General features: G+C 69.1%; 13 protein-coding genes and 1 pseudogene. 11 read left to right on the top strand and 3 right to left on the bottom strand.

What is annotated here, in order from left to right; translation table 11 throughout:
• The 6 genes and pseudogenes from OM960_RS03995 to OM960_RS03970 form a co-directional block, all read left to right on the top strand.
• Window positions 1-109 (top strand): annotated as a pseudogene (locus OM960_RS03995) (IS5/IS1182 family transposase); the annotation flags it as partial.
• Window positions 110-173: 64 nt separating this feature from the next.
• Window positions 174-968, top strand: coding sequence for a hypothetical protein (locus tag OM960_RS03990; protein ID WP_264771123.1), 795 nt, complete (start codon window positions 174-176; stop codon window positions 966-968).
• A 154-nt stretch (window positions 969-1122) separates the two neighbouring features.
• Entirely contained in the window at window positions 1123-1767 is a 645-nt protein-coding gene (locus OM960_RS03985; protein WP_264771122.1) for a CerR family C-terminal domain-containing protein, read from the top strand.
• The gene (locus OM960_RS03980; RefSeq protein WP_264771121.1) at window positions 1764-2717 is read left to right on the top strand and encodes an HlyD family secretion protein; all 954 of its coding nucleotides are present in this window, start codon (window positions 1764-1766) and stop codon (window positions 2715-2717) included. The genes OM960_RS03985 and OM960_RS03980 overlap by 4 nt, the downstream gene beginning before the upstream one ends.
• Window positions 2714-3640 carry an ABC transporter ATP-binding protein gene (locus OM960_RS03975; RefSeq protein ID WP_264771120.1) on the top strand — a complete coding sequence of 309 codons (927 nt, stop codon included), beginning with the start codon at window positions 2714-2716 and terminating at the stop codon, window positions 3638-3640. The genes OM960_RS03980 and OM960_RS03975 overlap by 4 nt, the downstream gene beginning before the upstream one ends.
• Window positions 3637-4773, top strand: coding sequence for an ABC transporter permease (locus OM960_RS03970; protein ID WP_263335463.1), 1137 nt, complete (start codon window positions 3637-3639; stop codon window positions 4771-4773). Before OM960_RS03975 ends, OM960_RS03970 begins: the two co-directional genes overlap by 4 nt.
• Before the next feature lie 175 nt (window positions 4774-4948).
• Here OM960_RS03970 and OM960_RS03965 read toward each other — a convergent pair whose 3' ends face one another.
• Window positions 4949-5893 (bottom strand): L-threonylcarbamoyladenylate synthase, encoded by a 945-nt coding sequence (locus OM960_RS03965; protein WP_264771119.1) that lies wholly within the window; start codon window positions 5891-5893, stop codon window positions 4949-4951.
• Between the two features lie 129 nt (window positions 5894-6022).
• On the opposite strand from OM960_RS03965, the gene OM960_RS03960 reads away from it, so the two are divergent.
• The 5 genes from OM960_RS03960 (at window position 6023) to OM960_RS03940 (ending at window position 10126) form a co-directional block, all read left to right on the top strand.
• On the top strand, window positions 6023-7714 hold the full coding sequence (locus OM960_RS03960) for an acyl-CoA dehydrogenase family protein (protein ID WP_263335465.1): 1692 nt from the start codon (window positions 6023-6025) through the stop codon (window positions 7712-7714).
• Window positions 7711-8772: an MBL fold metallo-hydrolase gene (locus OM960_RS03955; protein WP_432759507.1), complete on the top strand. Its 1062-nt coding sequence runs from the start codon at window positions 7711-7713 to the stop codon at window positions 8770-8772. Before OM960_RS03960 ends, OM960_RS03955 begins: the two co-directional genes overlap by 4 nt.
• Window positions 8769-9221, top strand: coding sequence for a DUF6173 family protein (locus OM960_RS03950; protein ID WP_263335755.1), 453 nt, complete (start codon window positions 8769-8771; stop codon window positions 9219-9221). Before OM960_RS03955 ends, OM960_RS03950 begins: the two co-directional genes overlap by 4 nt.
• Before the next feature lie 119 nt (window positions 9222-9340).
• A complete protein-coding gene (locus tag OM960_RS03945; protein WP_263335466.1) occupies window positions 9341-9475 on the top strand; it encodes an aa3-type cytochrome c oxidase subunit IV in 135 nt (44 codons plus the stop codon).
• 24 nt (window positions 9476-9499) lie between these two features.
• Entirely contained in the window at window positions 9500-10126 is a 627-nt protein-coding gene (locus OM960_RS03940) for a hypothetical protein (protein WP_263335467.1), read from the top strand.
• Window positions 10127-10138: 12 nt separating this feature from the next.
• Here OM960_RS03940 and OM960_RS03935 read toward each other — a convergent pair whose 3' ends face one another.
• Both OM960_RS03935 and greA read right to left on the bottom strand, forming a co-directional pair.
• Window positions 10139-11194: a hypothetical protein gene (locus OM960_RS03935; RefSeq protein ID WP_264771118.1), complete on the bottom strand. Its 1056-nt coding sequence runs from the start codon at window positions 11192-11194 to the stop codon at window positions 10139-10141.
• Between the two features lie 33 nt (window positions 11195-11227).
• On the bottom strand, window positions 11228-11698 hold the full coding sequence (greA, locus tag OM960_RS03930; RefSeq protein ID WP_263335469.1) for a transcription elongation factor GreA: 471 nt from the start codon (window positions 11696-11698) through the stop codon (window positions 11228-11230).
• Between the last annotated feature and the right edge of the window lie 42 nt (window positions 11699-11740).

Here is an 11740-nt window from a genome sequence, read left to right as displayed (position 1 = left end):
CAAGAACGCCCGCCGTGTCGCCACCCGCTACGACAAGACTGCCGAAAGCTTCCTGGGTTTCATCGACATAACCTCGATCCGCCTCTGGCTCCGCCAATTGTCAACATGACCTAGATTTGCCTCGATTTATGCAGATATCGCGGGAAGTTATTTGCAATCATAGGAATGCTCCCTTGTCCAATTCACTCTACTTTGCCGCCGCCATCGCGGTTGCGGGCTTCGTCGGCTATCTCGGCCTCAAGCATTTCAACCCCGAGGCGGCTGCGGAACTGGGAGCCGTTGCCGATCTGTTGTCGGGCAAGATGTGCACGCCCGACTTGCAGCGGCCGGATGTCTACATGCCGAAGGACGAGCGCTGCCAGCCGGTCGCCGTGATGCTCGAGGCACCGTCCGTGAGGGGAGAGCGTGACGCGGAAGCCACGAAGAACATCGTTCTCACGATGGTCAACCCGAACGCATTGGGAAAGCATCGATTGGTGAGGGTACAGCGCCGCTATCAGCCTGAGGACATACTGCCCGCCGGGGAGAACCTGCCCAGCGGCAGCAACGAGAGCCGCGAAGTGATCAAGAAATGGGTGAGCGCGCAGGAGCAAGAAGCCTGCACGCTGCTCCCGGCAGATTTCGCCGCGACGTGCAGCGCGATGGAGAGCAGGATCCAACTTAGTGCCCTGTCCTCCGGCAAGCCCTTCATTGTGGAATTCGCGCTGACATATTCTTCGGCACAACCTATCGGCCCGCTTCCGGCGACCGGCGTACCGCTGGTGCTTCACTCCGAAGAGCCGCGGATTGCCCAGGACATGAACCAATCGCTGTCCGCACGGGTCAAGGAAGCCACAAGCAAAGCATTGGAGCGCTGCAGCAAGCTCCGCGAGCAATTTGGCAACTGCATGGTTTCGCTCATAGTCATCGAAGATACCGGCAACGCGTTGATCCGGATGAACTGGGTGGCTCCAGCCAAGGCGAGCTAAGCTCACTTGCGCGGCGCTGGCGGCTGTTCGATCGTCGATCTTGATCGACGCAACAGCCTCAGGGCTGCATCTCCACACAAGAGGCCGCTGATGATCTGATTGAGTTTAATCAAACGATTGATTAAACTCAATCAAGCGACTCACCCGGCCCCCCATGACAGACGCCCCCAAAGCTCCCGAAGGCACCGCCGCCGACCTCCTTGCGGCGGCTTTGCACCTGTTCGGCCGCCAGGGCTTCGCCGCGACCTCGACGCGCGAGATCGCCGCGCGGGCGGGCACCAACGTCGCCTCGATCGCCTATCACTTCGGCTCCAAGGAGGGCCTCCGGACCGCCTGCGGCGCCGAGGTGGCGCGCCGCATCGGCACCGTCATCGCCGCCGCCACTTCGGCCACACCGGGCAGCGCCGAACAGGCCGCCCGGCAGATGGAGGCGATCCTGCGCGCCATGGTCGGTTTCGTCGCCGGCGCGCGCGAGGCCGAGGACGTCATCGCCTTCATGCTGCGCGAGGTGGCCGAGGAAGGCGCGGTGCTCGACGCCGTCTACGGCGCGATGATCGAGCCGATGCACCGCCGCTTCTGCGCGCTCTGGGCCGCCGCCACGGGGCGCGAGGCCGAAGGCGAGGCCACGCGGCTCATGGTCTTCTCGCTGGTGGGCCAGGTCCTCTATTTCCGCATCGGCCGCCCCGTCGTCACCCGCCGCATGGGCTGGGAGCGGCTCGGCCCGGCCGAAGCCGCGCGGATCGGCGACCTTCTCGCCGCCAACCTTCATTCGCTCATCGCAAGGGAGCGCCTGCCATGACTGCCTTCATCTGCACCGTGCCGCTCCTCTCCGCGCTCTTCACCGTCTGCGCGCCGCCGCCACCCTTCGCCACCGGCTATGTCGAGGGCGAATACGTCCTGATCGCCCCGGTGGCGACCGCGCAGATCGAGGCCTTGAACGTTGCTCGCGGCGACCGGGTCGAGCCCGGCGCGGTCCTGGCGGAGATGGAGCGTCGCGACGCCGAGATCGCGCTGGCCGAGGCGCGGGCGGCGCTGGCGCAGGCGGAAAGCCAGCTCGCCAACCTGCGCGAGGGCCGCCGGCCGGAGGAGATCCGCGTCATCGAGGCCACACTCGCCTCGGCCCGGGCGCAGGAGGAGGAGGCCGATCGCGCGGCCGACCGGCTCCGGAACCTCGCGCAGCGCGGTGCGGCCACCGCGACGCAGGCCGATGACGCAGCGACCGCGGCGACCGTCGCTCGCGCCCGCGTGGCCGAGGCCGAGGCCAATCTCGCCGTCGCCCGACTGCCGGCCCGCCCGCAGGAGATCGCCGCCGCCGAGGCCGCGGTGAAGGGGGCGACGGCGGCACGGGCGCGGGCCGAATGGAACCTCTCGAAACGCCGGCTCATTGCGCCCGCGGCGGGCACGGTCTTCGACGTGATCCGGACGCCGGGCGAGCTTGCCGGCCCCTCGGCGCCGGTCCTCTCCATGCTGCCTGACGGCGCGGTCAAGCTTCGCCTATACGTCCCCGAGGCGCAGATCGCGGCGATCAGCCAGGGCTCCACGCTCGCGGTCAATTGCGACGGTTGCGCGCCCGGCCTCAGCGCCAACGTCACCTTCATCTCCGACGCGCCGGAGTTCACCCCGCCGGTGATCTACTCGCTCGAGAACCGCCAGAAGCTCGTCTACCTGATCGAGGCCACGCCCGAGGACGCGCCCGGCCTGAAGCCGGGCCAGATCGTCGACGTCCGCCTGCCCGGAGCCGAAGGGTGAACGGCGAAGCCGCCATCGAGGTCCGCGGCCTGACCAAGCGTTACGGCGGGCGGGCGGTCGTGGACGACGTCTCGCTCACCGTCCGGAAGGGCGAGATCGCGGGCTTCCTCGGCCCCAACGGCTCGGGCAAGACGACGACGATCCGGCTCATGTGCGGGCTCCTGACGCCCGATGCCGGCGAGGGCCATGTCCTCGGCCACGACATCCGCCGCGCCGGGCGGGCGATCAAGCGCGAGGTCGGCTACATGACCCAGCGGTTCTCCTTCTACGAGGACCTGACGATCGAGGAGAACCTCAACTTCGTCGCCGGTCTCTACGGTCTTAGGCCGGCCCGCAAGCACGTCGCCGACACGCTCGCCGGTCTTGGCCTCACCGCGCGCCGCCACCAACTGGCGGGGGCGCTGTCGGGCGGCTGGAAACAGCGTCTCGCGCTCGCGGCCTGCATCATGCACGCCCCGAAGCTCCTGATGCTCGACGAGCCCACCGCCGGGGTCGACCCGAAGGCGCGGCGCGAGTTCTGGGACGAGATCCACCGGCTCGCCGCCGACGGGCTCACGGTGCTGGTCTCGACCCACTACATGGACGAGGCCGAACGCTGCCACCGGATCAACTACATCTCCGCCGGCCGGCTCGTCGCCAAGGGAACGGTCGCCGAGGTGGTGCGTGATGCCGGCCTGACGACCGTGGTGCTCGAGGGCGAGGCCCTGGCCGAAGCGGCGCGGCGGCTTCGCGGCGCGGATGGCGTCGATCAGGTCGCGCCCTTCGGCGCGACGCTGCATGTCGTCGGCCGCGACGGCGCGTCCTTGCGCGCCTCCGCCGAACGGGTCGCGGCGGAGACCGGCAGCCGGATGAGCGCGGCCGAGACGAGCCTCGAGGACGTCTTCATCCAGCTCATGGGCGATGCGAAGGATACCGGTCGATGAGCCGCTACTTCTCCCTCGGCCGGCTGATCGCGCTCCTTGCCAAGGAGGTGATCCAGATGCGGCGCGACCGGATCACCTTCGCGATGATGCTGGGCATTCCCCTGATCCAGCTCGTGCTCTTCGGCTTCGCAATCAATTCCGACCCGAAGGGACTGCCCGCGGCGCTGGTGGCGCCGACGCAGGACCGCTACACCCGGGCGATGGTCACGGCGCTGGAACTCACCGGCTATTACCGCTTCACCCATCCCGCCGCCTCCGCCGCCGAGGCTGAGGCGCTGATCACACGGGGCGACGTCGCCTTCGTCGTCACCGTTCCCTCGGATTTCGGCCGCCGGGTCGCGCGCGGCGACCATCCGCAGATCCTGATCGAGGCCGACGCCACCGATCCCTCGGTCGCCTCCGGCGCGATCTCCACCCTCGGCACGGTCGCGGCCGAAGCGCTTTTGCGCGAGAGCGGCGGCGAGGCCGCCGCCGCCGAGGCCTCGGCCGCCGGAATCGAGGTCGTCGTGCACGAACGCTACAACCCCGAGGGCATCACCCAGTACAACATCGTGCCGGGTCTCCTCGGCGTGATCCTGCAGATGACGATGGTGATGATGACCTCGATGGCGCTGACGCGCGAGATCGAGCGCGGGACGATGGAGAACCTCCTGTCGATGCCGGCGACGCCCCTGGAGATCATGCTCGGCAAGGTGCTGCCCTATCTCGGGGTGGGCGCGGTGCAGGTCACGGTCGTCCTCGTCGCGGCGAAGCTCATCTTCGACGTACCCTTCGTCGGGGCGCTGCCGCTTCTTCTTTTGGGTGTCTTCGTCTTCGTCGCCGCGCTGGTGATCCTCGGCTACCTCATCTCCACCGCCTCGCGGACGCAGATGCAGGCGATGCAGCTCACCTTCTTCTTCTTCCTGCCGTCACTGCTGCTCTCGGGCTTCATGTTCCCATATCGCGGCATGCCAGAGTGGGCGCAGGTCCTGGGCGAGATCTTCCCGCTCACGCATTTCCTGCGGCTCATCCGCGCGGTGATGCTGAAAGGGGCGGACCATGCCGGCGTCGCGCAACCGATGGCGGCGCTCGTCCTCTTCGTCCTCGGCCTCTCGGCGCTGGCGCTGATGCGGTTCCGCCGGACGCTCGACTAGACACCGACCCGGCCGGAGACCAACGCACCGGGATCCGGCGCCTCCCCTCCCCCTCGTGGGGAGGGGATGGGGGTGGGGGGCGCCACTTCCCTCTCCCTCCCCCACGAGGGGTGAGGGTAGCGCCAAACCTCAACTAGCCCGCCCGGATCCGGTCATGGATCGAACCGCGGAGCCACTACCCCCGCGGCGCGGCGGCGCGGCGCAGGCGGTCGTTGATCGCGCGCCCGAGCCCCTTTTCCGGCACCGGCGAGACCGCGATTGTGCCCTTTGCCCGCGCATCCGCCTCGCGCAAATAGTGAAAGAGGTTCGCCGCCGCCTCGACCAGATCGCCATTCGGCGAAAGGTTCAGATCGGCCGCCGCCGCCTCGGGCCCGAAGCCGAGCCAGAACTCCCCGGGTTCCGGTCGCGTCACCTCGAGCCGCACCCGCGCCGAAGGTGCATAATGCGAAGCGAGCTGACCCGGCGCAGAGGGCTTTGCGGCGTCCCCCCCGGTCGCCAGCGGGCGCCCGAGGCAGGCCTCCAGCGCCTCGGCCGGGATGCCGCCCGGGCGCAGGATCACCGGCTCGCCCACCAATCCGAGAATCGTCGATTCGAGCCCGACTTCGCAGGCGCCGCCATCGACCACGGCGGCGATCCGGCCCTGAAGCCCCGCCATCACATGCTCCGCCCGCGTCGGGCTGACCCGGCCCGAGGGGTTGGCCGAGGGCGCCGCGACCGGCCCGCTGAAGGCGCGGAGAAGCTGTTGCGCCACCGGATGCGCCGGCACCCTGATCGCGACCGAGGGCAGGTCTGCAGTGACGAGCGGCGAGAGCCGCGCCGAGGGGCGGAGCGGCACGACCAGCGTCAACGGCCCCGGCCAGAAGGCCGAGGCGACGCGCTCGGCCCGGTCGTCGAAGACCCCGACCGCGCGGGCGGCGTCGAGATCGGGCAGATGTACGATCAACGGATTGAAGCGCGGCCGCCCCTTGGCCTCGAAGATCCGCGCCACCGCGATGTCTGAGCGCGCATCGCCACCGAGCCCGTAGACCGTCTCGGTCGGAAAGGCGACCAGCTCCTCGGCTTTCAGGAAGCGCGCGGCGCGGGCAAGTCCGTCGGGCGTCGGGGCAAGGATCTCTGTCACGGCCTCTCGCGCCTTTCGTGACGCAGCGTTCAGGTTGAAGGGGGCTGACGTTGCGGCAATCATGCGCCCCGAACCAAGGACATACGCGCCGCGGCCGGACTTGCCAAGCCGCGGGATCAGGAGTGCCCCATGCCCTACCGCTCGCCCGTCACCGATATCCGCTTCATCCTCGACCATGTCGTGCTGCTGGCGCCCATCGCCGCCACCGACCGCTTCGGCGAGTCGACGGGCGATCTTGCCGAGGCAATCCTGACCGAGGCGGCGAAGCTTTGCGACACCGCCCTCGCCCCGGTGCAGCGGGCGGGCGATCTGACCCCGGCGCGGCTTGAAAACGGCGTGGTCAGGACCTCTCCGGGCTATGCCGAAGCCTACGCGGCGATCCGCGACGGCGGCTGGGTCTCTGTGTCCGCGCCCGCGGAGCATGGCGGCATGGACCTGCCGCAGACGCTCAACATGGCGATCCATGACATGATGTCGGGGGCCTGCCTCTCGCTGCAGCTCCTGCCCTTGATGACCCAAGGCCAGATCGAGGCGCTCGACCACCATGCGAGCGATGCGCTCAAGGCGCTCTATCTGCCGAAGCTCGTCTCCGGCGAATGGGCCGGCACGATGAACCTGACCGAGGCACAGGCGGGCAGCGATGTCGGCGCGCTCCGGACCAGGGCCGAGCCGAACGGCGACGGCACCTATGCGATCACCGGGCAGAAGATCTTCATCTCCTGGGGCGACAACGACTTCACGGGCAATGTCTGCCACCTCGTCCTCGCCCGCCTGCCCGGCGCGGTCGCGGGCACCAAGGGGATCAGCCTTTTCCTCGTGCCGAAGTTCCTCCCCGACGCCGACGGCCAACCCGGCGCGGCGAACGCCGTCAAGGTCGTCAGCCTCGAACACAAGATGGGGCTTCACGGCTCGCCGACCTGCGTCATGGCCTACGAGGGCGCGACCGGCTGGCTTGTCGGTCAGGAGCACCGGGGCATGGCCGCGATGTTCACGATGATGAACAATGCCCGGCTCGGCGTCGCGATGCAGGGGATCGGCGTCGCCGAGGCCGCCTGTCAGGCGGCGACCGAATATGCGGCCGAACGCCAGCAGTTCGGACCGATCATCGGCCATGCCGACGTGCGCCGGATGCTCGGCGAGATGCGCGCCGACACCTTCGCCGCGCGCTCGATCGCGCTTGCCTGCGCGCAGGCGATCGACATGGGCACCGCGACCGGCGAGGCGGACTGGGCCGCGCGGGCCGCGTTCCTTACCCCGATCGCCAAGGCCTTCGGCACCGCGACCGGGATCCGCGTCGCGGAGACCGCGATGCAGGTACACGGCGGCATGGGCTTCATCGAGGAGACCGGCGTGGCGCAATTCTACCGCGACGTCCGCGTGACCGCGATCTACGAGGGCACGAACGGCATCCAGGCGATGGACCTCGTCGGCCGCAAGCTCGCCGATGGCGGCGAGGCGGCCTTCCGGCTGCTCGAGGAGATCGAGGCCGGCGCCGAGGCCGCCCGCGGCGATCAGCCCGACCTTGCCGGCGCGGTCTGGGCGGCGGCCGAGACCCTTCGGGAGGCGACCGAGTGGATGGTCGGGCGCGAGGGCGCCGACCGCAATGCCGGCGCGACCGCCTATCTCGAGGCCTTCGCCCGCGTGCTCGGCGCGCATTACCACCTGAAGGCGGCAATGGCCGAGGGCGGGACCGGTCCGCGCGCGGCGCTCGCCCGGTTCTACATTGGCCGCCGCCTGCCGCTCTACGCCGCGCATCTCGCCGCGGCGCGCGACGGCGCCGAGGCGGTCCTTGCGCTGACACCAGAGGCGCTGTCCTCGTGACCGCGATTCCCGCCATCGCGACGGACGGTATCCGCTATCCCTTCGACCGCGCGCCCGCGACCGGTGAGGCGGTCGAGGTGGCCGAAGGCGTCCTCTGGCTGCGGCTGCCGCTGCCGATGGCGCTCGATCACGTCAACGTCTACGCGCTCGACGACGGCGACGGCTGGACGCTGGTCGATACCGGGCTCGACACACGCCGCACCCGCGCGGCGATGGAGGCGGCGTTGGCCGGTCCGCTGAAGGGCAAGCCGGTCCACCGGGTCGTGGTGACGCATTACCACCCCGACCATGTCGGCCTCGCCGGCTGGTTCCAGGCGCGGGGGGCGGAGCTTCTGACCACCCGCACTTCCTGGCTCTTCGCGCGGATGCTGACGCTCGACGAACATCCCGTCCCGGTGGCCGAGACGCTCGAATTCTGGCGCGCGGCCGGAATGGCACCCGATCTCTTCGCGGCGCGCGCCGCCGAGCGGCCGTTCAACTTCTGCGACGTCGTCGCGCCCTTGCCGCTCGGCTATACCCGGATTGCCGAGGGCCAGCGGCTCAGGATGGGAGGGCGCGACTGGACTGTCCGCATCGGCCACGGCCATGCGCCCGACCACGCCACCTTCTGGGAGGTGGGCGGCAATCTCGTCATCGGCGGCGACCAGCTCCTGCCGTCGATCTCGGCCAATCTCGGCGTCTACGCCTCAGAGCCCAGCGCCGACCCGGTCGCCGAGTGGATCGCGAGTTGCGAGGCCTTCCGCCCCCATGCCCGCGCGGGCCAGCTCGTCCTGCCCGGCCACAAGCTGCCCTTCACCGGCCTGCCCACACGGCTCATCCAGATGATCGAGAATCATACCGGCGCGCTTGCCCGGCTGCAGGCGCATCTGACGACGCCGCGCACCGCCGCCGAATGCTTCGCGCCGCTCTTCAAGCGCCCCATCGGCGAGGGCGAATACGGGCTCGCTCTGGTTGAAGCGGTCGCGCATCTGAACCATCTTCTCCATGCGGGCCTTGCGGTGCGCGCGAAACGCGAAGACGGAGCCTGGCTGTGGCAGACCACGAACCCACCGACATGATCCATACCTCGGCCGAGGTCCACGAAGCCTCCGCCCTTCCCTGCGCGCGGGTCGTGCACACCGCGCCGGACGCGCCGAAGACCGCGGAGCTGGAACCCCTGCCCCAAAGCGTCGCCGCCCAGCCGATCGAGGAGAAGAGCCCGGCGCAATGGGCCTATGAGCGGCTGATCCTCTACATAAAAAATTTCGAGGCCCAGCTCGACAACGAGCACGAGGTGGCGATGGGCTTCACCGGCGGCGATGCCGGGGTGCTCCGGATCGAGGGGATCGGCTATTTCGACCCCGACATCGTGACCTTCTATGGCCGCGACGACGACGGCGGCCGCAACCAGCTGATCCAGCATGTGAGCCAACTCAACGTGATGCTGCGGGCCCTGCCCAAGGCGCCCGAGGTCGAGGAGCCACGCCGGATCGGCTTCCGCCTCGCCGCCGATCTCGACCGCAATTGACATCGCCTGCGACCGTGCCGCCGCGGTCGCCTCGAAGCGGGCCATGTTGTGCCGGCGGGGCGTGACAGGCCGCGCCAAATCGGCTATTCGAGGCGAAACGCGAACGCAGGAGCGACGATATGGCCGAACACAAGCACGGCAGCATGGATATCCGGACCCAGGAAAAGACCTTCGACGGCTTCGTTCGCTTCGTGACCTGGGGCGCGGCGATCTCGATCCTCGTGCTGATCGTCCTCGCGCTCGCCAACGCGTGATTCCGCCGGAAACCTGATCCGACGATGCGCCGGCTCGCCCTCACCCTCATGCTGCCGCTCGCCCTCGCGGCCTGCGGCGCCGAACCCGTCTGGGCGCCGGACGAGGCCGTAACCCGCGCCCGCTTCATCTCGGGCCAGCCGCCCTCGATCACGCTTTATACGGTCGTGCGCAAGAACGGCGGTTCGGGCGAGCATTCGGGCCTCCTGATCGACGCGAGCCAGCGGGTGATGTTCGATCCGGCGGGCACCTGGCACCATCCCTGGGTGCCCGAGCGCAACGATCTGCACTACGGCATCACCGAGAAGATGCGGAAGTTCTATATCGACTACCATGCGCGCGAGACCTACGACGTGATCGAATACCGCATCCCGGTCAGCCCCGAAGTGGCCGAGATGGCGCTCCGCCGGGCAGAGTCCTACGGCGCGGTCAACAAGGCCTTTTGCGGCAGTTCGGTGAGCGACATCCTCACCGGCCTGCCCGGCTTCGAGACCATCCCGCGGACCTTCTTTCCCAACAAGGTCATGAACGCCTTCGCCGAGCTTCCCGGCGCGACGATGAAGGTCCACCACGACGGCGATCCGGACAACAATTCCGGCGTCCTCCTGGTGCAGGCGAAATCGACGGTGGAAATCCAGAACATCAACAACTGAGCCCCGGCTGGCTCAGTCGAAGATCCCGGTCACCCGGCCGAGCAGCATGAAGGCGCGCGCGGTCCGGGTCTCGGCCAATGCCGTGATCTCGGCGTCGCTCGCGTTCTTCTCGAACTCGGTGACGGTCCGGTCGAACTGGCGCAGGAAGTGATGCGCCGCGTCGCGGAAGATCGTGTCCTGCCGCATCCGCCCCGCGGTGAGGGCGAGGCTCGAGCGGTCGCGCACACCGCCGAGACCGGCGATCACGCGGCCGCGCTCGCCTTGCGCGAAGCGGCGCCAGATCTCCGGCCGCGGCTGGTCGGGCACGAGGTCGTCCATGTAGATCCCGTCCTGGCTGAGGAGCGTCAGGACGTCCTGTGCGGCACGGATCAGCTTGGCAAGACCGCGATCCTCGAGCGCCCGGCGCAGCGCCCGGAATCCCTCGTTGTCGTTCGGGCCTTCCGGGAAGTTCATCGCCCGGACGAAATCCGCGACCGAGACCGGCGCAGCGAGCGCCTCGGCCGGGGTACCGAGCGCCAGCGCCGGCTGATCGTCGCCCGCGGCGGCGGGCTTCGGGGCGCGCAGCGCCGCCTTGCGATCGACGACCGGCTCGGGCGCGGCACCGTCGCGGCGCGAGGCGAAGGTGGCAACGGCGCTCACCGGCTGGCGCGCCGTCGTCACGATCTCGTCAAGCCGCCGCTCGACCGCGCCGCGCGCGGCCCCGCCGGCCTGGGCCTGGCTCACATAGGCATGCCTCATCGCGTCGATCGCCGCCTGCAGCCGCTGCGTCTCGGAGCGCATCTGGCGCGCAGTCTTGAGCGAGATCGCGGCGATCCAGATCAGCGCGATTGGCAGGAAGATCGCGACCAGCACCATGATCGAGCCAAGCGCACCACCAGAGCCCGCCGTTTCGCCGGCGAACAGGTAGAAGCCGCCCACGAGCGCCAACCAGACCAGGCTGACCGCCCCCGCCACGATGTCGCCGGGCGCGATGCCGCGATCCGATTGGAGTCGCGAGTAGATCCCGAAATCGGCGGGGGCATCGGCCGGGGGCTCGGTCCCCGCCGTGGTTTGCTGCTCTTCCGACATCTGGCGTCCCTCCGCGTCCCGCCCGGGCCCCGATCAGACGTAGCGGATGCTCAGGACTTCGTAGCTCTTCTCGCCGCCAGGCGTGCGCACCTCGACGCTGTCACCAGCGTCCTTGCCGATCAGCGCGCGGGCAAGCGGCGAGCGGATATTGAGAAGGCCGCGCTCGATATCGGCCTCGGCCTCGCCGACGATCTGGTAGGTCCGCTCCTCGTCGCTGTCCTCGTCGACGAGCGTCACCGTGGCGCCGAACTTGATCGCGCCCGAGAGCTTCGCCGGGTCGATGACCTCGGCGCGGCTGAGAATCGCCTCGAGTTCCTTGATCCGGCCCTCGACGAAGCTCTGGCGTTCGCGGGCGGCATGGTATTCGGCGTTTTCCGACAGGTCGCCATGCTCGCGCGCCTCGGCGATCGCCTTGATCACGGCGGGGCGCTCCACCGTCTTCAGGGCCTTCAACTCCTGGTCGAGCGCGGCATGCCCCGCGCGGGTCATCGGTATCTTTTCCATCTTCGCCCGTAATAGAACAATGCCCAACAATGCCAGCGCGCT

Source organism: Defluviimonas salinarum, from assembly GCF_026013545.1.
Taxonomy (GTDB): domain Bacteria; phylum Pseudomonadota; class Alphaproteobacteria; order Rhodobacterales; family Rhodobacteraceae; genus Albidovulum; species Albidovulum salinarum.
The sequence above is the reverse complement of the archived record's forward strand: the minus strand, read 5'-3'. Positions and strand labels throughout refer to the sequence as shown.